This is a genomic window from Chryseobacterium sp. GW821-FHT04C04 (assembly GCF_059420365.1).
Genome location: NZ_JBWKTO010000002.1, coordinates 579,828 through 605,877, shown reverse-complemented (window position 1 = coordinate 605,877; position 26,050 = coordinate 579,828). Strand labels below are relative to the sequence as shown.

Here is a 26,050-nt window from a genome sequence, read left to right as displayed (position 1 = left end):
CGTTGTTACAATTTTTCGTAGCGTTAAAAATACAAAATATGTATCAATTGAATGATATTCTCCGACAATTTGTAAAAAATACAATAAAATATTATCAAAGTGTTATTTTGTGTTGATAAATTTACTAACTTTATTCGGAATTTGAGAGGTTACCCCTAACATTGAGAGGGGTAAATGTAATTTTTAACTAAAAAACCAAAAATATTAATGAGTAGTAGTATACAAGATGAATTTAAAGTCTTCAAAGACGAATTGAGAAAGTTGAATATCGAAGTACAGAAAGTTGTGAAAGTAGGAAACGGTAGTATGGATTTCCATGAGGTTTTCTACAAATCGCCGAGGTATGAGGAGGTAAAAAGTATATATGTTCAGCGTCATAATCTGGACAGTATGATTGAAAAATTTAAGCAAGCCTATCATTAAAAAAATAGAACATGCGCCACAGATCCTCTGTGGCGCATGTTTTTTATAAGGGTATAAAATATTAATCTTTATCCAGTGTTGAGGTCTTTTTGGTATCTTTCATTCCGATATACACGACAAGAGAAAAAAGAATACATCCCGTAATGTACCAGTAAAAATATTCTTCGGAACCCATCTTTTTAAACCAAAGAGCGATATATTCTGCAGTTCCCCCAAATACAGCTACTGTAACGGCATAAGGCAGTCCTACACCAAGTGCCCTGATTTCGGAAGGGAAAAGCTCTGCCTTTACTACGGCATTGATAGAAGTGTATCCGCTTACAATAATTAAAGCGGCCATAATCAATAAAAATGCACCCCATATTGAAGTCGTTGTACTGAGTGCTGTAAGAAGCGGAACAGTACATAAAGTTCCCAGGATACCAAAGCCTAAAAGAAGAGGTCTTCTTCCGATCTTATCAGACAATGCTCCAAATACGGGCTGAAGACAAGCAAATATAAACAATGAAATAAAAGAGACCAAGGTAGATTCTTCTTTCGTAAGATGTACCGTATTCACCAGGAATTTCTGCATATAAGTTGTATAGGTATAAAATGCCAATGTTCCCCCTAAAGTTAGTCCTATAACGGTAAGCAAGGCTTTCGGGTGTTTCAGGAGTTCCTTCACAGTTCCTTTTTTCTTTTCACTCATCTCTTTTTTATTCTCAAAAGCTTCCGTTTCATGAAGGTTAGCCCGAAGGTACAATGCAATGATAGAAAGCATAGCCCCAATCACAAAAGGAATTCTCCATCCCCAATCTTCCAGTTGAGCTTCAGTCAGCAGTAATTTCTGTAAAATAAGCTGAATTCCCAAAGCGATAAGCTGTCCGCCAATCAGAGTGACATATTGAAAACTTGAATAAAATCCTCTTCTCTCCTGTGTAGCCATTTCACTGAGGTACGTTGCCGAAACACCATATTCTCCACCTACACTCAATCCTTGAAGTAACCTTGCAAGCAAAAGTAATAAGGGAGCCAGAATACCGATTGATTGATAAGTTGGGGTAAGTGCAATAAGCAGGGACCCGAAAGACATAAGCAACACCGAAAGGGTCATCGCTTTCTTTCTTCCCACCTTATCTGCAATGCTCCCGAACATCCATCCGCCGATAGGACGCATAAGAAAGCCTACAGCAAATATTCCTGCGGTATTCATCAGTTGTGCATTAAGGTCAGAATCCGGAAAAAAAGAATGTGAAAAATAAATGGCAAAGGCTGCATAGGCATACCAGTCATACCATTCGACAAGATTTCCGATAGACCCGCCTATGATGGCTTTGATTCTTTGAGCGGTAGTAATAGAGATTGGATTCATAGATGTTATTTTCAGGCAAGTTTTCTCATAATGGCTGCCAAGATATAAATTTTATAAAAAATAAACCGCTCTGAAAAAGAACGGCTTGAGTATGATGGGGTTGTATATTTTAAAACCGATATCCTATAGAAAGCCCGCTTCTGAAACCAGCCCACGGTCCGTCCACTTTTATTTTTGCTCCATTGGCATTGGTTTCTACCGAATACTTTACAAATGGAATATCCAGATTTTCAATTTCCTTTTTAAGCTGAGCCTGCATATCAGGAGTTAATATATAATCGGAGGTCATAGTAAAGTCACCTTTTCCGCTTCCATAGTGAGCTCCCGCGATCCAGAAATCCAGTACAAGATTCTGACTTGTGGTCAGAAAGAACTGAACTCCGACCATTAATCCTCCGCTGTTTCCTTTCGTATCTCCCTGACCTTTAAGCGGAATTTGATAGGTAATTGCATTAGGACCATTGTAATCATAATAAAAATCAAAGGTATTGGAAGAAACACTTGAATATCTGTAATACGGTGCAAAATAAAATCCTTTTCCATAACCCTTTCCAATGTAAAACCTTGGTTCTATGGTGAAATTCGTTGCTTTTACTCTAAGATTCTGGAATCTTTTCTCGTCTTCATCTTTTAGAAAAGCATTGATGAAAGGTACTTTTCCTTCCGGCATTGTTCCGAAACCGATGTTTAAGGAAAACCATTGGTTGATGGCCCGCTCATAAGACAGATTTATGTTTCTGAATGCATAAGCCGTGACATTGGTCTTGACGATATTCATCTTTTCTGCCGGACTGTTTTCGATTTCCTGAGCTTCCAACGCAGAAAACAGGAAGCACGGAATTAATATGAATGCTTTTTTCATGACTCTATATTTTGTGATGTAAAAAAATACCAGCAAAAAACGGGCTGAATTTAACATAATAATTGGAATTTAAAGAAAATTTATTGATCATTTTATTTGGTTATGATTGTAAATGTAATATACATCGGTCATTAATTGTCCTAATAGTATAATTCATCTTCAGACATGAAAAAAACTATTTATACCATATTCTTTCTTTGCGGAACTTTTATTTTTTCTCAGGAGAAAAAAAATGATACGGCTGATGCTTCAGCAACCAAAGAAATTCAGGAAGTTATTTTGAAATCACAACGTAAAAAACAGTATGCCGATAAAGCCGTCTATACTTTTGATAAAGAAGCCCTGGAAAGAGCACGCTATGCAAAAGATCTGCTTCGTACACTTCCCGAATTACAGCTGGATCCAGTAGCCAATACAATTACCAGTACCAAAGGAGGGACTACGCTATTTCTTATCAACGGAATTGAAGCTACAGACATGCAGATCCGAAGTGTTGCTCCAAGTGAGGTTGTCAAGGTAGAGTATTATGATATTCCGCCTGCAAGATGGGCAACACGGGCAGATACGGTGGTCAATATTCTGACAAGATCTACGGAAACGGGGTATGTTTTCGGAGCGGATGTTTCTACTGCTCCCAATACCGGATTCGTGAATGGTTCTGCCTACGCCAATTATACCAAAGGAAAAAATAACTTCGGACTTGAATATTCCCTGAATCTGAGAGATTATAATGACAGAAGAGTAAATAGTGTCTATGATTATCAGCTGAACGGAAATCATTACCGTTCTGATGAAAACAGAACTGATCATTTTGGATATACATTCCAGAATGTTGCCTTGCGCTATACCAGGCTTGTTCCTGATGATTATGCTTTTCAGGCAAAACTGAATATGGATATTTTCAGCAGATTTTCAAAAGGAGTAGGGCAGAGTGTCTTTACAGAGGATAATCTGAAAGAAGAACACGCGATGTTTAAAAATAATAATTCAGATTATGTGATTCCCAAGCTGGATCTTTATTATTCTAAAAAAATGGGTGAAAAAGATGAGCTGAGCATTAATGTGGTAGGATCTCATTATACAACCAATACATCGGAAACAGCCAAAGAATGGGTGGTTGGATCAGGACTTTCAGTATATGACAATGATATGGTTCTGAAAGCAAAACAGACGAGTCTGGTGGGAGAGCTTGCTCATACCCATGATTTCAAAGCAGGAAAACTTTCATCCGGATATCGTATTTCAAGATCATCTATTTCCAATGACCTGAATAATCTTGCAGGGTATTCTCAATACAGTGTTACCTATCTGGAGCAGTATTTGTACACTGAGTTTGCAGGAAAAGTGGATAAATTCAGTTATCGTATTGGAGCAGGGCTTACGAATATTCACAACAAAAGTGCAGAGAATACTTTTGATGAATGGACCTTTACTCCAAAGGTTATTTTAGCATATCAGATTAAAGGAAATCAGAATCTTCGTTTTACAGCAAGTTACAATCCTGTAAGCCCATGGAGTAATGCTTTGAGTAGTAACGTTGTGCAGCTGGCACCCAATATTGTTCAAAGAGGAAATCCTTTTTTAGAATCTCAGCAGGTCTTTTCTAATAACCTGACATATTCTTTTAATAATAAATATTTTGATTTTAATGCAGGCCTGTTTTACCGGTATACCAACAGGGTGATCAATCAATATTACGTTCAGGATGATGTATTGGGAGGCTACGCGCTGACGTATGAAAACGGAAAAAATGGACAGCGATATGGAATACAGTTAACGGGGTCTTATAAACCTTTTGGAAATAGCCTGCTTGTTATAAAAGCAGTTATTACACCGACTTCTGAGACCGTGAGAACAAGTAAAGGGGATTTGATCAAAAATGATTATTTAGGAAATTATTTTTCGCTTTCCTCGGAATATAAATCGTTCTCTGTTCAATACCAGTTCAATATTCCCGTGTATAATCTTAGTGGTGCCTTCCTTAATACCAACGAGAATCAGAATAATATTTTTATCAGCTATAAATACAAAAACTGGACATTTTCCACCGGAATGTACTGGATAGGAATGCCATCGGAATATAAAACGAAAAGTTTGCCGGAAAGTTTAGTAGACTATAAAGTTCATACCCAGATTATGAACAATAAATCAATGTTTGTGCTAGGACTAAGTTATGATTTCTCAAAAGGTAAAAAGACCGAGATTCAGCGAAAGCTTAATAATGAAACTGCTCCTGCAGCTACTTTTTAGAAACAATTTTGAATGTTAATAAGAAATCCCCGCTCATTTGTAGGAGCGGGGATTTTGTTTTTTTATTTCTTAATGAATTTTGTATTCTTTTTATCAGCTGTATTTTTTCCACTGATCTCAATAAAATAAGAAGCTGGCGGAAGGTCTGAGATTTGTATGTTTCCTGATTTTACATCTGAAGTTTTAACCAGTTTTCCATCCAGACTGTAAATATTTGCTTTTGAATAATGATCGGTATTTCCTTTAAAGCCGATGAAATCCTGTGCCGGGTTAGGATAAACAATTAAATTTTCCTTCTTTGTCACATTGCTTATAGATAGGAATGTTTCACTTAAAGCCTGTGCACTTGAAGTCGACTGGTTGATACCTAGCAATGGAACACTGATATTTCCATTGGTTGTGCTCAATAATGCATATCTGTGAGAAGCGTCATAATAAGCATATGCTGTATTGGTAACTGTTCCGATCGGGTTGGCGTAAATAACATCAAAAGATGCATATAAATTAAAGTTCTGTGTATACTTTACTCTAAGAACGTTACTGTATGTCTGATTTCCAATAATCAAGGTTCCATATGCATCTGCCTGAGTTGCCAGAGTACCGCTGAACAATCCGTTGGCAACAGATGAGGTGAAGGTTCCTTTAGCAGTGTCATTCTGAGCCGGTCCATAGGTTGTCGGATAATTATTATAAGTACCGTTATCTACACTGAAGTTTAAAGTAGCCTGTGGATTTACAATTCCTGTAATTTCCAGTTTAGTTGCAGATGCTTTATAATAAATAGTTGTTGTCCCATCTACCATTTTAATCGTAGAACCCGGAAATGTTGTGAGTTCAGGAGAAGTAGGAGCAGAATAGGTAGTTTGTGAAGAAGCACCCATGGTAAGACTTCCGTTTGAAAACGTAGCATTAGCACCTGTTGCAGAGTTGTTTACAGTTCCGTTTAATTGATTGTAGTTCACAATATCTCCCGAAATAGGATCGTTGGCTGCTTTTGTTAATGTGATCTGCGCAGAAAGCATGACAGAAGTTCCCAATAGAAAGAGTATAGATTTTTTCATAGTAATTTTTTTGTTAAAGTTAATTAAAATCACAATTCGAATTTTAATTTAACTTGTTTTTGGTTAAATATTTAAATAAACCGCCGAATGATCATATCATCCGGCGGTTCTGTACGTTAAATAAATGTAAGTTTAGTTGCTCATCACCATTTTACGGTATGCATAAATATCTTCGATGGTCACGACACACATCCCTTTTTTGAGGGCGAAGTCTACGATTTCCGGAAGCCTTGCCATAGAACCGTCTTCATTTGTCAGTTCACAAAGTACGGCATCGTCACCCAGATTGGCCATTTTTACAAGATCTACACTGCCTTCGGTATGACCACGTCTTTCAAATACACCCCCTTCTCTGGCGATCAGAGGAAAAACGTGTCCCGGGCTCGCAATATGCTCTGCCTGGGCATCTCCTGCCACAGCTGTTCTGATCGTTGTTACACGGTCTTTAGCTGAAACACCGGATTCCACGCCTTCTCTGGCCTCAATAGAAATAGTAAATGCAGTTTGATTTTTTGAATTGTTGTTTTCCACCATCGGACGAAGGTTGAGGTGGCGGCTTTTTTCCTCAGAAATGCATAAGCAGACGATACCGCTGCATTCGCGGATCAGAAGTGCCATGTCCTGTTCTGTAATTGTGGAAGCGGGAAAGATGATATCACCTTCATTTTCGCGGTTTTCATCATCTACTAAAAGAATACCTTTTCCCTTTTGTAATGTTTGAAGTGCTTTTTCTACACGTTCTCTGGAGGTCGCTCCGAATTGTTCTAATAATTTTTCCATGTTATTTTACTTTTAAAAGTTAAAATAGTCTTCGGTACATGGAAATGAAATACGACACAGCAAGAGTCCATAAGGAATCTTATTGGTCATTTCATTTTCTTCTCCCATCCAGACTTTAACTGTCGGTTCCGGAATTTCACCAGATCAATCCTTTCCGAAGAAAGGAGTCGCGGACTGTAACCGCCGGTAGGGAATCTCACCCTGCCCCGAAGAAAACTTATACTAAGTTTTGTTATATGTTGTAATTTAAATTTTTATTTCATTGAATTATATTTAACGCACAGACTGCTAATTTCGGGAAGTTTTTTGAATTGGAGAAGAGATTTATTATGAATTAGCTTACCTTATTTTTCTCTACAGGCACATTCATGATTTTCATTTAAATAGGCAATGGTTGCCTTGCACATTTTTTCTAAGGTGCCAATACTGATATCAGAAAGCTTTTTGATATAGATGCAGGCTTTTCCCATTTTAAACGTTCCAAAGTCATCTAATAAAAGCTTACTTTCTTCAGTTGGGGAATACACATAGAGGGAAAACTCGGCTTTACGGGGTGAAAACCCAATGAGCGGCATATCACCTTCATGCCCGCTTGCATATTGATAATGATAACTTCCAAATCCTATAATGGAGGGTCCCCACATTTTAGGCTCAAATCCAGACCATTCGCTCATAAGCTCTATTAATTGAAAGCTGTCTGCTTTTTTTTGCTCTTTTTCTACAAATGAATTAATAAAATCGGTTACGTTTACATCTGTTTCGTTGGTTTTATTGGGTTTAGCCATAGTTATTCATATTCTTTTAAATAAGTTACCATTTTTTTCTCAATAAAGTCGGTGAATGAATCGGCAACTTTTATTGCTTTAGGAGGTTGGCTTTCGTGGGCAAAAATATAAATGTGGTGATTTTCTAAATTGTACAGCAATTGATCTCCATCTCCATACAGCCAAAATTCACCTAAGGTCAAATACTGTTTTTTTTGAATTGTTTCATCAGACAGCTCTGTAAAGTCAATTTCTATTCCTTCCAGTGTAAGCTTTGAAATATTTTGAAAAAAAATGGACAGCTCATCTGTAAATTGTATAGAGAGTTCTTTTTCTTTGGCTTTAATCATATCGGGTTTTACACCCGCCTCAATACCATCAGAACTACTGTATGATTTTGTGAGCTGTTTGAAAAACTTAGGATATATATTTTTTAAGTAGCCAAATTTATCTTCAACGGCTTTTTGAAGCTGCTTTTCTTTTTGTTTTTCTTCTTGACAAAAATCTTCAAATTCTTTTTCCCATCCTTTTTGATAAAGGTCTGATAAATGAGGAGTTTTATTTTGGGATTTTAACCATTCAAAAGCTCCTAATTGTCCTATGTATAGGTTTCTGATCCCACTGAAGCTTTCTTTAGGTTTTATACTAAGAAAAGCTCTTCTGCCACAGATTTTTTCTATATCATCTTTATATGCTTTAAACCATTCAGCCCACTCTTCAGCAGCGAGCTTCCCTTCTGACAGATCTGTAAATTGTTTAATAATCCCTTCCTGTGTCATATCCTGCTTTCAAACTGTTTTAGTACTTTGTCTAAGATCGTATTGAATTCTTCAGGCTTTTCCAACATAGGATAATGGCCAACTCCTTCAATGATTACATAATCATAGTTTTTCAAATATTTGCGGTTGGCTTCCAGATTCGTAGGAGAAGCGTCAGAATTGACGGCTATTACAGGGACCTTAACCTGTTTTGCAATGGTATTGAAATCAGTTTTATATAAAGGTCTGAGTAGATTAATCGCCAGTTCAGGAGCATTCCGAAGAAATTCGTGCTGCAATCTTTCTTTTACATCAGCGGGAGTTTGCTCAACGAATAAATATTGAGGCAGGAAGTTTTCCACAGCATATTTAAAATCTTTCATGTACTGAGTAAATAAAATTTCTTCAGCCTGCTGTTCCGTAAAAGCTTCATCCAGATTTTTTAGGGTATCAACTAGAATTAAAGCTTTTACCTGTGGGATTTTTAATGAAGCCTCAAGTACATAAGCTCCGGACATAGAATGTCCTACAAGAATAATTTCATTTGAATTGAGAGCATCAGCAACAGCTTTAATGTCATCCGCATATCCGGCACTTGTCCATTCCTGTCTTGAAGAATCAGATTTTCCGTGTCCTGCAAGATCCATCTGCACAATATGATATTGATTGCTGAAAAATTTCTGAGAGTCGGTCCACCATTCGGTATTGCCAAGCCATCCGTGGATGAAGATCAATGTTGTATTTCCGTTTCCGGATTCCTTATAATGGATTTTCAGACCGTCTGAGGATATTGCGTATTTTTCCATGTAAAATTGTTGAATTGGTGTGTTATGTTTTAAAGTCTAATTTACAAAAAGACTCTTAAAGCTGAATATATTCTTTGATTTGAAAGTGGGGAATGGCTGCACGCTAATGTTTAGTTGAGTGTTGATGCAGCCATTTTTGGTCAGTTATTTACCATTTCCAGATTTGCGGCTCATCTTTCCAGATCAGTAATCTGAATTCTTCAAAATGTTTTCCGTTGCCAATGGTATGGGTATCCCTATGTCCTTTTCCTAATTTTAGTTTGTGCAGAATACCTGAGTGGGCAGCTACCCATAGTGTTTCTTCATCGTCAGAAAGGGCCATTCCGGTAATGGTAGAACCTAAAAAGTGTCTCCAAAGCTGTTTCCCGTTTTTATCAAAAGCTTTGATGTAGCCATAAGCATCTCCCAGGATATAATAATCTTTTACAGCAACTCCTTCATATACTCTCATTTCTTCATCAATGACTGTGAAGTCTTCACTTTCTGTATACGCTTCAATATCTGCACCTACATATTGATCCGCATTGATGCCAATAGTAATCCCATTGTAGAAATGACATGAATTGGTAATCAACTGGCTGTCATCTTTTGCAAACAAGCAGAAATGGGGATAAGATGATTGAGGTCCTATAGCCCCCAATGTATTGCCTTCATGATCCAATATTCTGTGATCATACCCCTGGTCTCCGACTACGATATAAGAGTTGTCGTTGGATAATGCTGCATTTTCCATATCGATCTGAGAACTCCAGTCTTCTTCATGATCTTCATTGATAGGATGGATGAGTTTTTTCTCTCTGTTTGAAATCAGGAAAATCCCGTCTGAGGAAACAACAACAACTTTGCTTCCGTCATTGAAAGGGTATATATCGGTAATTCCAAAATCGGGGTTTTCATCCAATTCAAATTCATTGATGAGGTCTCCGTTCCAACCTTTGTATAAAGAAATTCTATGTGAATCTGCAATAGCAAAGACATCTCCCTGTTTGGATTTCCCGATAGCATGGATGTTTTCATCAAGTTGAGTGATCCTTTCCTGATCAAGAAGATAAGCCTGCCTTTTTTCATAGGAACTGCCTGTCATGAAAACCATTTTTTCATCAGAAATACAATGTAGATGTTCAATATTCTGCGCTTTATTTTCCATTAATGGAATGATGGGGGTATGGGCGGGAGGAAAATGCACTCTGAAAAGTTCTGTTTCTCCGTTTTTATTGGCCGTTTTAAGTAATTCAAAAACTTCGCGGGCAATTTCTGATCTTTTATCTTCAGGTTCTTCACCTTTCCAGTTTTCCCATCCGTTTTTTTCACCAAACTCAATCATTTCATTGATTTCTTTTGCATAGTGTTCTCCTTCCGAGAACCATTGTTTTTGGATTGTAGTGTTCTCCATTGAATTGTATTTTTATTGTAAACTTTTCTGGTTTAATTGTATGTTAATGTCGTTCTAATATAAAAAATAAACACTGCATCATAGCAGTGTTTATTTTTATTTTTTTGATTTAATACTGAAAATAACCACTCCGTATGAATTTCCGGAAGTATCTTTTATCTCACATTTGAAGTACATCAGGTTTTTCAAATATTTTTGGTAGAAAACTTCGGTCAGGAAAGTAATCCCTGTTGGAAGTGCATTCGAGGCATATCCTTCAAGGCTTTCTATTTCATAGGACATTTCATTATTGAGGAAGTTAAATATCTCCTTTAAAATACAATTGGCTATAAATGCAAAAGGGACAATGGGATAATTTTCAAAATGTCCCTTACACTGGTTGGAGGTAAAAGGTTCTGTTGAAATAGTAAAATGATGGGGAACATCCGTATTGATTATTTTACTTTGAGGGAGGTTGCGGTCGTGATACTCCACAGGAACTGTAGTGTGCAGATCTTTATAAAAAAGCTCAAATGCTTCCTGAGCTACAATATAATAATCTAATTCACCGGAATATAGAAGCTCATCGGATTGGCTGTCTCTTATATGAATATAAGATTTTCCTTTTCTGTCAGATTCAAGAATGCTTTCGTTGGTGATAGTAGCTGTCCGGGGTTCTTTGAAAGATAATTTTCTGATTCTTACTTTTTCTCCCAGGAAATAAATTTTCTCCCTGCTGTCATCGTTTAGGAGCTTATACAGACCAAGGCTTCCTAGTGAAAATAATAGCTTTACCAGGTGAGAAAAATTTTCGTTTTCAAAATTCCAGTTTTTTATTTCTGTTTCAATCTTATCGTCTCTGAAAATAATGTTTTCAGGAATAATGATGTACGGTGCTGCTTCCCCAAGATAGGGGATGATGTTTTTTTGGATGTCGGTTGTTGTCATGTGAATGAGGGGCTATTAGGTTAGTGAATTTATTTTTCATTTGTGGATAACTTTTTTTCTTGTGGGTAATCAGCTTATTTAAAATTTGAAATGTGTTTTATTTTTTATCTGATCAATTCTAATGTTTTTTCGACTAGTGGGAATGTTAAATTATTGTCGTTTGGTTTATTTTTAAGTATATTTTTCTTTAAATCAGTATTTTAATTTTGATTTAAAGAATTTATTTCTATTATATGTGAATTGTTTTTCTAATGCAATTTACAAAAAACAATTCAAAAATAATGATGAATCAATATTCGTGATTATGAAAATGAGGTAAAAAAAGGTGGATAACTTATCCACAAAACTTATCCACATGATTTTATTTTGTGGAAATATCACAAAAATCTATATTTATTGTAAACTTTTAAATATAAGTCTATTATATCCAGTCTCTGTACCCATTGAAAAAGTTATCCATACTTTATCCACAAGAGGTAATAAGTGTGTAAAAAGTTATCAACATTTTTTAATAATAGGTGGGTAGACAGCTATTTTGAGTTTAAGTATTCATAAAATCAATTGATTATAGTCTGTCTATGAAGTTGTTTTTTTTATAATGAGGATAGTATTGTGGATAACTATAAGCTTTCGATATATTTTTCATAGCCACTTTTTTCCAAGAGGTCTTTTGGAGTCATGTTATAAACATCTTTCCATGAATCTGAGCCGTGTTTTTCTACATATTTTTCAATAATTCTGAATCCAAGCCAATAGTTTATAGATTTCGGAGCTTCCGGAAATAGTTTAATTTGATCATTTCGAAGTAAGGGATTATTACCGGATGTATCAGAAAAATAGGGTTTCAGTTTTGTGAAAATTTCTTTTTCATTTTTACAATACCAAGCCCAGTTTTCCTGAGTCATATTTTCAACAGCTTCATTTTTTCCTATTTTCCTGTCGAAAAATACATACGCAAAATAGCAGGCAAAACCTTCATCGATGGTTTGGCTTAAGGCAGATTCTCCATCCGGATCAGTTTTTCTGAAATGTTCATATACGAGGTGGTTCAGTTCATGAGGAAGACCTTTTTCAAGCGCATAGAGAATATCTAGGTCTTTATTGTTGAGCTCTAATGCAAATTGCTCATCATTACAGCCTCCAAAAGCAATTCCTGTCAAAGGAGTGAAAAGTAGGCTTATTTTAGCTTTTGGCTGAAAAGGAACCAATGTTCTGAATTTTGTGAGTGTTTTCTTAAATGTTTTTTCAACATCGATTCCTAAAAGAAGATTGATTTTTTCTTCAAACTGTTTTTTATTGTCTCTGTACAAGGTTTTATTCCAGGAGATCATGCCCTTTGGATTGTTGAAAAGCCGGCCATTTTCTTCACCAAATATCACCCCATAGCAACTGTCCCAAAGTTTTTTATGGGGCAAATAAACATTATTAACAATTCTTGTAGAGTCATATTTATTGTTTTTATGAGCAAGAAGCTGATGTTTAAATAAATTAAGGATAAGGATATTCTCAATTTTTACACTGTCGGGAATCTGCTCTATTTTTTTTAAATCGATGCTTTGAGCGGTCAATGGTTGTGTTAAGAATAATAGAAAAGTAAGAGGTAATAAAAACAGAATGCTTCTTTTCATTTGGAATAGGTTGTATTTCTTACTATGATACTGAAAGCTTGAGAGGAACTGTCAAACTTATCCACAAAATTAAAGTTCCTATTGCTGATCTTTATAAATATTCCAAAAATTAAAATCAGTCATAGGAGCATCTGTTATCCCGACATTTCTTCCCATAGTTACAATCTGTCCTCTGTGGTATGTTCTGTGAAGAATGGCGTGCTGGATGTATTCATATTTGGAAAAATCACACTGAAACCATTGGGATTCTATCTTTACATTTTTTGAAAGATCTTCTTCAGACAGGCTTTCCACATAATCTACCAGCTTTTGTGAATTGTTTTTTATAGCATTAAAAATATCTTCTTTACTGGTAGTTTCTGCAGTTTTAGTAAAATCGAAATCATTGCTTTCAGAAATGTGGCTCCACCAATATTCCTGGGTCTGCCAGATGTGGTGTAAGGTTTTTAAAATAGTAGGAAAACTTGAAATTGTTTCCTGGTTAAGTTGCTCGTCAGACTTTGTGGATAACCAGTCGATGTATTTGTTGACTACCCAATTGTTGTACTGCGCACTTTTGCTGACTAATGTTTTTAAGTTCATATGATTACTATTTAGTGGTTTGCATGGAAGATATTATAATCCGAAATGCCGGTTTTTATTTGTGTTTTCAGGATTGATGAGTGCTTTGTTGCTGTAGGTGGCGGCTTCAAACTCACTGATGTTTACAGAAAGGAAAGAAATATCAGTCAATAGCTCGGAAAGCCGGATACTGATTTTACTTGAAAGATGGGCTTTTTGTTCTGTGGTGCGCCCTTCCATAATATATCCGAACACATGCAGAAAGTTTTTTTTGTGAGTACCTAATCGGTGATATTGATAAGGCTGAAGTCTTACTTTGATGTCATTGGGAGCAAAAAGACCTGTTTCATCAGCCACTTCATATACAGCATCCATTAATTCATCAGGTGATTTCAGCTGAAGAATATCCTGTGAACAATCTATAATAAAATGAGGCATAGATTATATTTTGTAGTTTGATTTTGTGTGACATAAAAGTAATAAAAAATATTAACGAAAATTCAAAATAAAAACCGCTCTGTTTTCAGAACGGTTAAAGAATATATATTTTTTACTGTACAGGCGTCAGTTTTATTGAATAGATTTTTTGATGCTGTATTGTGGTTCTACTGTGTTGGTCATATCAAGAACGATATTATAAACTCCATCTTCAAGTATTGGAAAATCATAGGCATCAAAGGCAACGCTTTTGCCATCATTATTCAACCCCAAATTATATCCCCAGTCGTTATTATACCTGAATTTAAAGTTGCCTTTATTCAGTTTATAATTTTTCAGAAAATAAATAGTTGGATTTTTAGGATCTGTCTGTAGAGGGATGTCTTTTTCTTTTCCTTCCCAGCCGATAGGAGTAGCATTTCCTATGATTCCCCAGGAAAATTTATTAGTATTTCTTTTCGCTGTTTTCACGGTTCCATCCCAAAAATGAATCACCAAAGTATTTATTTTTCCGTTTTGATCCGGTTGAAAAGTGCAGGTGAATTTATCATCCAATTGAAATGATGTATTGCTTACCGGCAATAAGGAATTTCTTGGATAACCTCCTTCTTTGAAGATCAGATGTCCGTCAGTAGGGGTTATATAGAAGTTTGAATTTTCTGTAGAATAAACGCCTTCCAGCTTTTTTAAGTCTTCTTGACTCACTTTTGCAACTGTTGGAATTGTATAAGGCTTATTATACACTATGTTTTCAACTTGAGGAATGATATAATGAGTGTGTGATAATTCTGAATTGGAGAGTACGATAAGGCATATATCATCCTCTAAAACCCTGTAATATCTGCTTCTGTAACCTGGTCCACCACCATCATGACCCACTCTTTTTTTACCAAAAACAGACGAAATCTGAAAGCCTAATCCATAGTGATCTTTAAGGTAAGGGGTAAAAGCTTTCTCAAGGGTTTCTTTTTTCAGGATTGTATAGTTCTTGAGGGCTTCGTTGAATTTGAACAAATCGCCGACCGTTGAATACATAGCTCCTGCACCAAAAGGGTGATCGGTTTTGAAACGTAATGCTTCGTTAGATCTTTTATCAGATATGAATTCATATCCTAATGCTTTGTTTTCATCGGTAACACTATTGAAGTGAAATCCACTGTGATCCATTTTCAAAGGCTTCAGAATATAATTTTCTATAGCCTCGTCATAGTTCAGGCCTGAAACTTTTTTAATAATATAGCTGAGAATATAATACCCGGAATTGGAATAGTCCCAATCTTTACCCGGAGAAAAGTTTAAAGGCTTTGCGGAAATATATTTTATAAAGGTTTCTTCGTCTACGGTGTACTCAGAGTTCGTATCATTGGGAATTCCTGAAGTGTGAGAAAGAAGATGAGCAAGAGTAATGCTGTCTCCTTTTGGAAAATCAGGATAATACTTTGAAAGTTTGTCGTTCAAAGATAATTTCCCCTGTTCTTCCAGCTGAAGAATCACAGTTGTGGTAAACATTTTTGTGGTTGAGAAAACCCGGTAAAGGCTGTTATTGGTATTTTTTTGTTTTTTAGGAGCATTTCTGTAGCCATAGCTTTTCTCAAAAATAATTTTTCCTTTTTCGGCAATCAGAACAGAACCACTGAACAAACCCGCCTTTTCATAGGTGGTGAATAATTGTTCCAACTGTTTGGATTTCTGAGAAAAAAGAGGACTGGCTACAAGCATTACAATAATGCAGGTTAGAATGGATTTCATTTATTTTTTTTAAATAAGACACTTTTGGGTGTGATAATATTACATGTGATTGCAAAAAATATTTTATTGATGAAGAGTTGGAGACATTTTTATTTAATTTGGATTAATGTCTTTGCTAATTGTAAATTTAAGTATGAGGTAAATCCTGCATTTTAATACCACATTTTTTTTATTTCATCTGTAATTTCATCTGCCCTGCTTTCAGTGATCCAGTCTACAATTCTTGTTTCGTTGTCTTTTTGTACCAGAACAACAGAATACGTTGAACCACTCAACGAAAGGTGGTAACGGACCCCAAACTTATACTTTTCTACTTCAAAATTTTTTACCAGCATCTGATCAATCTCATTTTTTAGATAAGTTTTGGGAGCTGTAAATAACTTGTTTTTATATTGGACTGTTATTTTTTCGGGTTCTATCTTGAGAATTGTTTTCCCGAAAGTATTCCACAACCAGATATACAGGAAGAGTACAAAAAAGGCTGCAAAAGGAATAACGGATGAAATATAGTGTAAAATAGAAGAAAAACCATCTGCTTCAACGCTCATAAGAGGAATAATAATCAGAATAATAAAAGAGGCCATGAGTAAACCTAAACCCAGTATAATGGTTACTGCCCAATTGGTTTTATTTTTTATTCTAATAGTGATTGGCATTTTTTATATTCATTGTTATGGTTTCTATTTTCCAGTTAGCTTTTTTGGATTCTTTATACTTTAGATGAATGTACAGTATATTATTTTTGATTTTAATATTTTCAAAAAGATTTTCAGAATAGAATTCACTGCTATTTTTCAATGTTTTTTCAATTTTATCTTTTGGAATTTTTATAGAATACGATTTATTGCTGTTAAGATTGGTATACAGTAATTTGTTATTTGTTTTTAAAGTTAAAGTATATGGGATTTTTTTATAATTACTGTTAAAAATGATAGACCCCAGGTCTGCTATTTTTTTGCCATTATTCTTGTCATACAAGATATATTCTCCAGGTTGACAACAACCAGATACCAAACTATTTTCTATGAGAAACGACTTTTTGTACTCCGTCCAGTTTCTATAACCCAACCTTCCGCTTAGTTCTATAACATCTTTTTTGAGTTCAAAGATTTTTCTTTTAATATTTCCGTTTTGAAAAGTGATCCATGATGCATTGCAATCATATTCCCAAAATATCTTAGCTCCATTTTGAAACTGAGTAGTTTTACATGAGATTAAATTTTTTAATTCAGTATTTTTTGAACACCCGCATTTTTGTGCATCAATGAAGCTTAAGAAAAAACATAGAGTTAATGTTAGTAGATATTTCATGGTATTAATAAGGTATCAAACTAGAATAAAATTGATGTATTTAATATATTAAAGATTTTTCCTTTCATATAACTTTGTTTTCTCAAGCCCAAAATTGTTCATCCTAACCGTTGGTGAATCTACTTTCCAGCTTGGAAGCTTGGTGGAAAGCTGATCCGCTAGCTTCACTATTCCTGGGGTTACCTTATCATCAAATTCATAACTTTTTTCATTTGTAATGATTTCCAGTCCGGATTGTTTTTTATCAAATGGAGAAGGAATAATAAATGTATATACTGAAACGATTTCATCCCATTTTATAAATTCCGTTTCTTTATTCTGCTTGAAGTAAAATCCACTGTTTGTATATCGAAAGATTCCATCATCTCCATGTAACCTGTCCATTTCTTTTTCAACGGATTCATAATCCTCTTTTTCAACGGGAGAATAGAGTTTTGCTGCCGAAAATATAATAACAACAAAGCACAGGAAAATAACAGCAAAGGAAATCTTTTCGTCATCCAAAATGGGATAATAAAAAAGGTTCAGAAGCAAGACCAGACTACTGGCTGCAATTATTTTTTTCATGCTATATTTTTTCAAAATACTTACCCGTAAACTGATATCGTATTTTTTTATCCGTAACTTTATAATCATCAAGGATTAATGGAATGCTGATGATTTTCTTTTTAGCATCATATTCAATATCGTAATTTCTGATCTCATTATCCCGGTTAGATTTTGCCGAAAGATCAATTTCGTAACCAAGTTGGTTTCTGATGCCGGTTTTGGTTTTAATAAGTTGAGCATTACTGTTGAGTTGGCCACCATCAATGGAAAAGACTTTTATGCTGTGGGAAGTGAGGGCAGAACTGTATACCGCTGTATTTTGAGCGAGGTAATATTTTTTATCCTGTGATACAATATCGTTGATCTGATAATAAAATGTTTGTGGATCCATTTCGCTGTTATCACCTATTATTTTAGAATATACCTTCTGATCAGATTCATACTGGAATATATTTCTAAAGAAGTGCATGGTTCCTCCGTTCCATGTATCCCAGGAGTAGATCCTGAACTTGCCATCTTCTGAAGAAGAAACCTGCAACCCATTTTTTCTGAGCGATTTAAAATCATGCCTCATCGTTTGGGGATTGGATGTGTACTGAAGCAATAACTTTTCGAATTGATTATTGGCTACAGTAAGCGAGTCATAAGCGTTCGTATTATGATTGAGATCAGCATACCAGTGACTGATTTTCTGGAAAGAAAGATCCAGTTCTTTTTCAATAGCAGTTATACTTTGTCCGGATACACTATTATACAAAAGCAGAAAGAATAAAATTCCGGTTGTTTTTTTCATGGTTTATTGGTGTTTGTTTTAGTCTTATTTTTTGCTTTTTAACTGGAATACATTTCCCTCAGGATCTATTCCGTCACACATCCAGAAGGGGTAGTTGTCAAAAGTTTTGATTTCTCTCATCTGAATATTTTTTGAAATCAGTTCATTTCTCGCCAATTCTATATCGCTATCAATTTCAAAAACGATTTTGGTATTGTTGTCAAAGATATATCCAGTTTCTATTTTCTCAAGATATTGATCTCCAATTTTGTGTAGCCCAATCTGCGCAGCTCCTGCATCAAGCAAAGCCCAGATCGGATCTTCTTCAATCACTTTCAGACTAAAGTTTTCCACATAAAAATTCTTAAGCAATGGCACATCTTTTACATAGAGAATGATGGTACTAAGCTGAGCATTCATGTTGTATCAATTTTTAGGTTAAGCTTCGTAGATAAGCTGTACTACACCAGATCTGAATACATTGGTTTTAATTAATTTTAAATTTAATCTTTCCTTCAAATCTTCAAAAAGAGGTTTCCCTTTCCCCAGAGCGACCGGATGAACGGATATTCTATAGGTGTCAATAAGATTGTTCTGAATAAAAGTTTTAATAAGACTTGCCCCTCCATACAGCCAGATGTCTTTTCCACCCTGATTTTTTATTTCCGAAACTTTTTCTGCAATATCAGAACTGATAAAAACAGCGTTTTCATCTTCCCTGTTTTGACTTGAAAACACAAATTTGTTTTTTGAATGAACGGATTCCCATAGTTTTTGCTCTTCCGGACCTGCACCTTCCTCCGGCTGATAATTTCCCCATGCATCATAGCTTACCCTTCCGTAAAAGATAGTGTCTATTCCTGAAAGAAATCCATCAAAATCCATATCATCATCCATGATGCACCAGTCTGTTTCTCCATTGGGACCTTCAATAAAACCGTCTAAAGTAGTGGCAAGATCTAATATTACTTTTTTCATTTTTATAATACGTGTTGAATATTTTGAAATACCATGAAAGATAGGGATTTTTCACCTTTTTTATGGCAGAATGAGATCACTTTATTTTATTTTTCAGACTCTGTAACCCCTATCATCACCCCGAAATTTCCGTCTTTCTGAATCCAGTTTTTTTCAGGAAGATAGGTTCTTGAAACATATCCATCAAGATAAATCGCATCTTTACAGCCTATATTTTTGAAAAACTGTGCCAGGGTATAAAAGCTGACTTCTTTCTTAGACATCGCAAAAATGAGTTCTCCGTTTTCCAGAATTCCTACGCCGTTTCTGATGTTCATATTTTTAGAATTTTCCTGAAAGATTGGATTAATTTTTCCATTGATGATCAGCATTGGTCCGGATTGAGTGGCGTATTTAATGTTTTTATCCTGATTGTATTTTTTAGTTTCTACGATGCCTGCTTTCTTATGTTGGGTTAAATAAAATATTCCGTTAGGCTGAAGATAGAAATTGCCGCTGCCCTGCAATGTATCTATGGGTTTCAGTATTTTAAAATTTTCAATATACAGCCCTTTGGGAGCATTGTCTGGTTCAAACATACCTCCGTTCATAGCGAATACTAATTTTTCTTGTTTAGACTGAACATCATTCTTGAGATGATCAAGACTTTTCAGAATTTCCCCTTTATTATTTTTCCAATACAATTGTATATTGTGTTTCTCAGGATTCACCTGATAAGTAATAAAACGAGTATCATCCTTTACTTTTTCTTTACAGCAAAAGCCAGAGAAGAGCAGAAGTGAAAGGAGAAAATAACGGATTGTTTTTATATTAAATCTCTTGTATTTTATTTTGGAAATTTTGGTCATAATGTAGTTTTCAAAGCAAATATATTGCTTTCTGCTTATTCATTAAGACGGTTTTGTGGTATTTCAACGTTGATATTTTTTGCGTAAAATAATTAAAGCCATCAGAAACATGACGATCACAAATGTTGAAATATAAATGATTATTTTGTACCTGCTATTTTGTTGGATAAGCGTTGCTATTTCTTTTTTCTGTTCATTGATTTTTCGATCGGATTGATTAAAATCGTCCACAACCCAATCCGTAAGTTCAGCATGCTTGGAGGCATTGGAGCGTTCAGCTAATTTTTTATATTCAGTACTTAAAGATTCCAGCTCCTTTAATTCTTTCGGAGAAAGCTGATCCAGCCTTTTTTGTACAAAACATTGACTGGAGTAGAGGAGTCCTGTATCTTTTTCATCATAAGCGAAAATTAAATATTTCCCTTTTTCTGTGAAAAGAACGTCGCAGGAATGCAGTGGAGAACCGAAAAGAGTAGCATTCTGTGTATAAAATTCATCGTAGTAATCTGACTTGTAGATCTTATTGATTTTTACTTTGCTTAGAATATTTTGTGCAGTTTTGAATCCCGAAGGAACTTCTGTGACATCATATACTTCACCGATAAAAACAAAGTCTGCGTTTTCAAAGGAAGACTTCAGAGTGGGCTCACCATTACATTTGCAGGCTGCAATTTTTACAGAAAATAATAACAGGAAGAATAAAAAAAGTCTGAATTTCATGGAAATGATTTTTTTCTTGATTGGAGGAAAGGGCGAATTAATTTTTATTTTCTAAATAGGTATCATTGATACTCCCGTCAAATTCATTTGAAACAATATTGCCCAGTCTGTATCTGAATTTTGTTTTAAAATTACCAGTTAATCGAGGCTCAAATACAGTTGCTATTTCTTTTGGCTTTAAAACGAAAAACTTAATACCTGTTCCACAAGTATATCTTCTGAAATTATATATTTTTTTCCATTGATGATTTTTATCTAAACCTTCCAGCTCTAATAACACATTGTTACCAATACCAATTACACGCTCCTTTTCTTCCATGTTATAAATGGTAACAGGAAATCCACCGTAATAGGTTATAATGAGTGGGATCTCTTTTGAGAGCTTTAAACCTGCAAATAAACTATCCATTTTAGCATTATAGGCTGCATTTGATATTTTTGTAGTATCAATATCGGTTATAGTTAATGGTGTTTTTTGGGAGGTATCTACAAAAATTCGGAGATCTTTATACTGACGCTCATTAAGTTCTTTATTAAGAGCTATAAAGTCCTTATTTCTGTAATTTCTTTCTAAAATTTTACTATATGATTCATTACCAGTGTACTTGAGCTTAATATTTTTTTGAGGATGACCTATATACTGTATTTGCTTATATCTGAAAAAATTGATGTCTTCAGTTTTTTCTATTGTAATGTTATTTAAATCTTTTTCGTAAATATATTTAGGATAAATTATTTCCTGTGACCATAGCAGACAGGAGAAAAGAATTAGATACACTGTGATATATTTTTTCATCGGTTAAAAGTTTTATAAAGGAATAAAGCCGTTCTTACAAGGGAACGGCTTTCAATATATTGTCAACATCAGCTTAGCGGTAAGGCAGATTAATTTCTTCAATTTTTGCTCTCAAATCTCCAATGGTATACGTTTCCGAATTACACTGTATTTGCGGAATATTATGGGCTGATAGGAAATCATTCAAATCATCACAATTTTGGAGAATATTAAATTCTTTATTGTCTAAATCTAAAACAATTCCTTTGGTTTTTCCATTGATAGAATAGGCAAGAGGACTTAATGCCCCTAAGAATGCTTTAGACCATAAGCCTTTCATATTTTCTTCAAAATAAATGAATCTTCCATAATTCAGGACTTTACAAAATCTTGAATATTGATCAGGATCATATCCTTTGTCATCCCTGTTGGTATATTTTCTATAGGTCTGAAAATACATTTCCCCTTTATGCGAAACGGCTAGCGGAAATTTAACCCTTTTATTCTTTTGCTTAAAGTAAAAAAGAGCTTTTTCCGGCAGAGCAAGAGAATCACATTTTTCACAAACTTTGAAATATACTTCTTCGGTGGAAGAAGGTTTTTTATTTAAAACATCTTCCAGTGTCATATAAACGCCTTCCGGAAAATCTCCTTTTTTGATAGATGGATATTCTTTCTCTTGTCCGGTTACGATGCCGGAAATAAAAAGAAGAGAAAATAAAATATACAGTTTCATGGTTTTGTTTTTTTTTAGTGACTAAATTACAAATAAGTGAATAGGGAAATAGAATAAAAGATGGTTTATTCTGTGTCATTATAAGAATTGACCTTATAAATCAGCTGAAATTTTACGGTATTTTTCTTGGAATTGGGATATTTTTCTTCATTGACCTGTTTTTCGAATTCTTTCATAATTTCCAGATCCAGATCATCTTTAACTGCATATTGGATGTCATTCTTCTTTTTTCCTAATTCGAATTGAACCATTATTTTTCCTTCTTTCTTAGAGTTTTTGAACAGATTCTCAAAGATTCTGTTGGTCTTTTCTATAACAAACTGAATATCCTCAACGGAAGAATTAGCCTGTATTTCAGGCTCACTGCTTAAGAAGAGTACTTTTTCAAGTTTTGTTTCTTTGTTTCCCTTATCGGTCATGTAAACTTCATTACCATTTCTATACTTTTTGAAAGTTCCATCCGTTGTATAAGTTCCGTTATCAATGGGATTATTGTAAGCATTTTTATTGGGAAACTCATCAAGCCAGAATAATTTCAGCTTTTCTTTCAGGAAATTTACGATGTAATCATGATTTTCGGTTTGCAGCATAAACAAGGGTTCTTCAATATCAAATGAAATGGTTGACCAGTAATATTTCAATTCATCTTCATTAGCTTTTCGTATCTGAAATTTTCCAGAAACTTCTTTTTTTACTTCATCCCAAATCTTTTTGGAGTCCTTTAGGTTCTTTGACATTTTTCCTTCTATTTCCATATCGTCAATATGAAAAATGACACTATCCGGAATACTTTTTAAGCTTTCAAGATTTTTAAACCTTTTCCAAAGCGTTGGACCTATGATTAAGTTATCTCCCAACAGATCATCATTGGTCATATTCTTAAGGCTTTCAGTGAGTAGTTTTTTTGCTTTCTCATTTATTTTGTCATCAGCATAATTATAAACCACTCCATTAGGAATGGTTATTTTCTCTGTGACTTGTGCTTTAGCTGAGCTTACGATGAATAATAAGAGTAGAAGGATTTTTATTTTCATGAGTTGTTTTTCAGGGGCATAAAGTACAAAAATTGTGCTTTATATTTTTTCTGATGGTAATGTTGTGTTGCAGATATCATTTTCTAAACTGAAAAGTCTGAATAGCCTTTAAAAGTTCAATCTGACTTTCTTTCGTCAGGTTTGTTCCGTATAGGTTGAATCTGATTTTTCCTAAGGATCCGGTCTTAATGCTGTCAATATAAATCCCGGTCATACCTTTTCCGATATGTTTAGGTTCTAATATTTTTGCCTTGTATCCATCAATTTTTTTATAGGTGATTTTACTTTGGATGAAATCTTCATGATTTGCATTGTCATTAATGATAATAAATTCTGAAGTATCAATTTTGGGATTTACCTTTAATAATTCCTTTAAATCCTGTCTGCTGATAATAGGAGCCGAAGGTTCTTCCAGGGAACTTGAATAAGGTCCAAAATCATAATAAATAGAATCGCTATTCTTTGTAATAATAATTCCTGCATTACTATCATAAGCCGTCATTTTTAATCTGCTCCAACCTTTAGGAGCCTGAAATGTAAAGCCGCCAAAGTCCATTGATTTTGTCTTTTGGGAATTCTCAGAACAGCTTAATATAATAAAGAAAACAGCAAAGTATAATGTTATAATTTTCATAAGGGCATGGTTACAGAGCCTCAAATTTATGTATTATACTGATATTAAGCATATATAATTGTACAAAAAACAAAACCGCTCTGAAAACAGAACGGTTCTGAATGATATCTATTTTTCAGCCATTATTTTATCTTTCTCCTTTTGAAATTCTTCTTCGGATAAGACTCCTGAATCTTGCAGTTCTTTAATTTTTTTCAATCTGTCATATTTTGTTTCCGAGTTGAGATGTTGGGATTTTTCTTTCGGTAAGAATTCATCGGGAATAATCAGTTCACCAGATCGGATGGCATTTTCCAGATCAATTTCATAGTTCATGAGGCCGCTTCCTATTTTAGCATAATAGACAAAACCATTTTTTTTGCTGCCTCTGGGCATTATTTTCTTGACTTTGAATGTCAGTCCGGAATTACTTCTTCTGAAAGAATTAGCCTGATTAGCCAATCCCTGATATCCCGTAGTTGAAGAATAGTTGAATAAGGAAGAGGCATTGGTTCGGATAAATTTAAAATCTCCATCATTCATAGAACCTGTCCCTATTTTCAGGTCTAACCCTTCATACACTTTAAAACCTGTTGAGGTGGTAAGGGTGTCATTTTCAAATTTGGGAGTGCTTTGAGCGTAAGAAATTCCAAAAATAAGGAGCGTCAATACTACGACTAGTCTTTTCATTGTTTTATTTTTAATATTCAAAATTGAAGACCAAAAGTAAAACAAGTGGTGAGGTTTGCCTTACGGGAATCCTTAGCTGTAGGGGATTTATTTGTATCAGTACAAAATGTCTGCATCCGAATTGATAAGAAATATCGCTTCGAAAAAAGTATGTGCGATTAACTCAGGTGTTTCACCACAATTTTTAAATACTCCTTTTTGTCCTTTCACAAAACCAATATGATGTGAATTGATCAAATAGTCCGCAAATACAATGAAACTCTTGCCACTTTCGTTATGATATTCCTCCAGAATTTTCGCTAATGGCCAGATAGAAAACATATTCTTTGCCCAGTCCCAATCTGCAAATCCATCCAGTTGTAAATACAATTCTTTAAAATCATCCGGAAACTGAAAATCAATAATTTGTTCGGTTGTTTTAATGGATTCTGATGTTGCAGGAGGGTTCAGTTTTATATTTTCGCCTGCCCACTTATCTTTAATTTTATCGATCCGAAGATGTATCATTTTAATGAGGCTTATGTTCTGAAAAAACTTAAAGTATTTGTATAGTTCAAAGTTGGTGAACTTTTTTAGCGAATTTTTTGATAATAGCTGGTTCAGAATTAAAATAAAGGCTCCCCATTGAGATCTGTCGACAGTACCTCACTCATATAATCAAAAAAAGGACGCATTGCCAGTAAGGTGAGAATGACTTCCTTTTGAAAATTGTCAGATAAAACTTCCTTATCAGTAAATTTCCGCATCACCAGGAATTGCTTTTTTCTGATTAAATCTATAGCCGGATGATTTTTATCAAAACCCCTTGGTGCCGTTTTTACGGAATCGCCTTTGAGCTCTCCGAAATATTTTACGAAGGTTTTGTCTGAAGTAACCTTTTCAATTTCTGTGCTGCTGATTTCAAATTCTTTACGGATACGGAGTAAATCCTTTGCTTCGGGACCCCAAAATCCACCTCCTACAAAACTGTTTCCGGGTTCCAGCTGAATATAATATCCGCCTCTCAGCATGGGCTTAGAACGGGAATATCCAACTCCAAAATTGTTTTTATAGGGAGCCTTGTTTTTGGAAAAGCGAACGTCATTGTAAATCCTGAAAATATGGATTCCTTTGAGCTGATCATGCTCCTGAAGTTCGGTATAGATCTGATTGAAAAAAACTTTATTTTCTTTCACAATCTGATCATATTCAGATTTGTGCTTCGCAAACCATTCGCGATTGTTATTTTCTTTTAAATGATTGAGAAATTCAAATGCTTTTTTCATATTGT

General features: G+C 34.7%; 30 protein-coding genes and 1 riboswitch. Of the genes, 2 read left to right on the top strand and 28 right to left on the bottom strand.

From position 1 onward, the window contains the following. Positions 1 to 207 precede the first annotated feature (207 nt). Positions 208 to 423 (top strand): hypothetical protein, encoded by a 216-nt coding sequence (locus AC07UM_RS08865; protein WP_034696179.1) that lies wholly within the window; start codon positions 208 to 210, stop codon positions 421 to 423. Between the two features lie 61 nt (positions 424 to 484). On the opposite strand, the gene AC07UM_RS08860 is transcribed toward AC07UM_RS08865, so the two are convergent. Both AC07UM_RS08860 and AC07UM_RS08855 read right to left on the bottom strand, forming a co-directional pair. Then, positions 485 to 1,777: an MFS transporter gene (locus AC07UM_RS08860; protein WP_494682126.1), complete on the bottom strand. Its 1,293-nt coding sequence runs from the start codon at positions 1,775 to 1,777 to the stop codon at positions 485 to 487. 109 nt (positions 1,778 to 1,886) lie between these two features. After that, positions 1,887 to 2,639: a DUF3575 domain-containing protein gene (locus tag AC07UM_RS08855; protein ID WP_494682125.1), complete on the bottom strand. Its 753-nt coding sequence runs from the start codon at positions 2,637 to 2,639 to the stop codon at positions 1,887 to 1,889. A gap of 165 nt (positions 2,640 to 2,804) precedes the next feature. Between AC07UM_RS08855 and AC07UM_RS08850 the strand changes: the two genes are divergently transcribed. Further along, on the top strand, positions 2,805 to 4,889 hold the full coding sequence (locus AC07UM_RS08850; RefSeq protein ID WP_494682124.1) for a TonB-dependent receptor domain-containing protein: 2,085 nt from the start codon (positions 2,805 to 2,807) through the stop codon (positions 4,887 to 4,889). Positions 4,890 to 4,951: 62 nt separating this feature from the next. Here the strand turns inward: AC07UM_RS08850 and AC07UM_RS08845 are convergent, their stop codons facing one another. From AC07UM_RS08845 to AC07UM_RS08720, 26 genes are all read right to left on the bottom strand, one after another. After that, positions 4,952 to 5,950 carry a T9SS type A sorting domain-containing protein gene (locus AC07UM_RS08845; protein ID WP_494682123.1) on the bottom strand — a complete coding sequence of 333 codons (999 nt, stop codon included), beginning with the start codon at positions 5,948 to 5,950 and terminating at the stop codon, positions 4,952 to 4,954. Positions 5,951 to 6,082: 132 nt separating this feature from the next. Further along, positions 6,083 to 6,730 carry a 3,4-dihydroxy-2-butanone-4-phosphate synthase gene (gene ribB, locus AC07UM_RS08840; RefSeq protein ID WP_103231925.1) on the bottom strand — a complete coding sequence of 216 codons (648 nt, stop codon included), beginning with the start codon at positions 6,728 to 6,730 and terminating at the stop codon, positions 6,083 to 6,085. 92 nt (positions 6,731 to 6,822) lie between these two features. Beyond that, positions 6,823 to 6,948: riboswitch (FMN riboswitch) on the bottom strand. Between the two features lie 126 nt (positions 6,949 to 7,074). Then, positions 7,075 to 7,515 (bottom strand): DUF1801 domain-containing protein, encoded by a 441-nt coding sequence (locus AC07UM_RS08835; RefSeq protein ID WP_494682122.1) that lies wholly within the window; start codon positions 7,513 to 7,515, stop codon positions 7,075 to 7,077. Positions 7,516 to 7,517: 2 nt separating this feature from the next. After that, the gene (locus AC07UM_RS08830; protein WP_494682121.1) at positions 7,518 to 8,273 is read right to left on the bottom strand and encodes an SMI1/KNR4 family protein; all 756 of its coding nucleotides are present in this window, start codon (positions 8,271 to 8,273) and stop codon (positions 7,518 to 7,520) included. Then, the gene (locus AC07UM_RS08825) at positions 8,270 to 9,058 is read right to left on the bottom strand and encodes an alpha/beta fold hydrolase (protein WP_494682120.1); all 789 of its coding nucleotides are present in this window, start codon (positions 9,056 to 9,058) and stop codon (positions 8,270 to 8,272) included. The genes AC07UM_RS08830 and AC07UM_RS08825 overlap by 4 nt, the downstream gene beginning before the upstream one ends. Before the next feature lie 148 nt (positions 9,059 to 9,206). Further along, positions 9,207 to 10,451 (bottom strand): hypothetical protein, encoded by a 1,245-nt coding sequence (locus tag AC07UM_RS08820; RefSeq protein WP_494682119.1) that lies wholly within the window; start codon positions 10,449 to 10,451, stop codon positions 9,207 to 9,209. 96 nt (positions 10,452 to 10,547) lie between these two features. Then, entirely contained in the window at positions 10,548 to 11,378 is an 831-nt protein-coding gene (locus AC07UM_RS08815) for a hypothetical protein (protein WP_494682118.1), read from the bottom strand. Between the two features lie 620 nt (positions 11,379 to 11,998). Further along, entirely contained in the window at positions 11,999 to 13,006 is a 1,008-nt protein-coding gene (locus tag AC07UM_RS08810; RefSeq protein WP_494682117.1) for a gliding motility protein GldB-related protein, read from the bottom strand. A gap of 78 nt (positions 13,007 to 13,084) precedes the next feature. Continuing rightward, the gene (locus tag AC07UM_RS08805) at positions 13,085 to 13,588 is read right to left on the bottom strand and encodes a DinB family protein (protein WP_494682116.1); all 504 of its coding nucleotides are present in this window, start codon (positions 13,586 to 13,588) and stop codon (positions 13,085 to 13,087) included. 33 nt (positions 13,589 to 13,621) lie between these two features. Next, the gene (locus AC07UM_RS08800; protein ID WP_494682115.1) at positions 13,622 to 14,005 is read right to left on the bottom strand and encodes a 5-carboxymethyl-2-hydroxymuconate Delta-isomerase; all 384 of its coding nucleotides are present in this window, start codon (positions 14,003 to 14,005) and stop codon (positions 13,622 to 13,624) included. Positions 14,006 to 14,137: 132 nt separating this feature from the next. Next, positions 14,138 to 15,754 carry a serine hydrolase gene (locus AC07UM_RS08795; protein ID WP_494682114.1) on the bottom strand — a complete coding sequence of 539 codons (1,617 nt, stop codon included), beginning with the start codon at positions 15,752 to 15,754 and terminating at the stop codon, positions 14,138 to 14,140. A 152-nt stretch (positions 15,755 to 15,906) separates the two neighbouring features. Beyond that, a complete protein-coding gene (locus tag AC07UM_RS08790; RefSeq protein ID WP_494682113.1) occupies positions 15,907 to 16,410 on the bottom strand; it encodes a hypothetical protein in 504 nt (167 codons plus the stop codon). Continuing rightward, positions 16,394 to 17,065 (bottom strand): hypothetical protein, encoded by a 672-nt coding sequence (locus AC07UM_RS08785; protein WP_494682112.1) that lies wholly within the window; start codon positions 17,063 to 17,065, stop codon positions 16,394 to 16,396. The genes AC07UM_RS08790 and AC07UM_RS08785 overlap by 17 nt, the downstream gene beginning before the upstream one ends. A 48-nt stretch (positions 17,066 to 17,113) precedes the next feature. Beyond that, entirely contained in the window at positions 17,114 to 17,632 is a 519-nt protein-coding gene (locus AC07UM_RS08780) for a hypothetical protein (protein WP_494682111.1), read from the bottom strand. Between the two features lies 1 nt (position 17,633). After that, on the bottom strand, positions 17,634 to 18,407 hold the full coding sequence (locus AC07UM_RS08775; RefSeq protein WP_494682110.1) for a hypothetical protein: 774 nt from the start codon (positions 18,405 to 18,407) through the stop codon (positions 17,634 to 17,636). Between the two features lie 24 nt (positions 18,408 to 18,431). Then, positions 18,432 to 18,806: a VOC family protein gene (locus tag AC07UM_RS08770; protein WP_494682109.1), complete on the bottom strand. Its 375-nt coding sequence runs from the start codon at positions 18,804 to 18,806 to the stop codon at positions 18,432 to 18,434. Between the two features lie 18 nt (positions 18,807 to 18,824). Then, positions 18,825 to 19,364 carry a dihydrofolate reductase family protein gene (locus AC07UM_RS08765; RefSeq protein WP_494682108.1) on the bottom strand — a complete coding sequence of 180 codons (540 nt, stop codon included), beginning with the start codon at positions 19,362 to 19,364 and terminating at the stop codon, positions 18,825 to 18,827. 86 nt (positions 19,365 to 19,450) lie between these two features. Continuing rightward, on the bottom strand, positions 19,451 to 20,212 hold the full coding sequence (locus tag AC07UM_RS08760) for a phosphodiester glycosidase family protein (protein ID WP_494682107.1): 762 nt from the start codon (positions 20,210 to 20,212) through the stop codon (positions 19,451 to 19,453). 63 nt (positions 20,213 to 20,275) lie between these two features. After that, positions 20,276 to 20,932 carry a hypothetical protein gene (locus AC07UM_RS08755; RefSeq protein ID WP_494682106.1) on the bottom strand — a complete coding sequence of 219 codons (657 nt, stop codon included), beginning with the start codon at positions 20,930 to 20,932 and terminating at the stop codon, positions 20,276 to 20,278. Positions 20,933 to 20,969: 37 nt separating this feature from the next. Continuing rightward, a complete protein-coding gene (locus AC07UM_RS08750) occupies positions 20,970 to 21,728 on the bottom strand; it encodes a hypothetical protein (RefSeq protein WP_494682105.1) in 759 nt (252 codons plus the stop codon). Positions 21,729 to 21,801: 73 nt separating this feature from the next. Then, positions 21,802 to 22,443 (bottom strand): hypothetical protein, encoded by a 642-nt coding sequence (locus AC07UM_RS08745; protein WP_494682104.1) that lies wholly within the window; start codon positions 22,441 to 22,443, stop codon positions 21,802 to 21,804. A gap of 65 nt (positions 22,444 to 22,508) precedes the next feature. Beyond that, a complete protein-coding gene (locus tag AC07UM_RS08740; protein WP_494682103.1) occupies positions 22,509 to 23,477 on the bottom strand; it encodes a hypothetical protein in 969 nt (322 codons plus the stop codon). A 76-nt stretch (positions 23,478 to 23,553) separates the two neighbouring features. Beyond that, on the bottom strand, positions 23,554 to 24,111 hold the full coding sequence (locus AC07UM_RS08735; protein ID WP_494682102.1) for a hypothetical protein: 558 nt from the start codon (positions 24,109 to 24,111) through the stop codon (positions 23,554 to 23,556). A 108-nt stretch (positions 24,112 to 24,219) separates the two neighbouring features. Further along, a complete protein-coding gene (locus tag AC07UM_RS08730; RefSeq protein WP_494682101.1) occupies positions 24,220 to 24,780 on the bottom strand; it encodes an SHOCT domain-containing protein in 561 nt (186 codons plus the stop codon). 96 nt (positions 24,781 to 24,876) lie between these two features. Further along, positions 24,877 to 25,287, bottom strand: a complete 411-nt coding sequence (locus AC07UM_RS08725; protein ID WP_494682100.1) for an SMI1/KNR4 family protein — start codon at positions 25,285 to 25,287, stop codon at positions 24,877 to 24,879. Positions 25,288 to 25,385: 98 nt separating this feature from the next. Continuing rightward, on the bottom strand, positions 25,386 to 26,045 hold the full coding sequence (locus AC07UM_RS08720; RefSeq protein WP_494682099.1) for a DUF2461 domain-containing protein: 660 nt from the start codon (positions 26,043 to 26,045) through the stop codon (positions 25,386 to 25,388). Between the last annotated feature and the right edge of the window lie 5 nt (positions 26,046 to 26,050).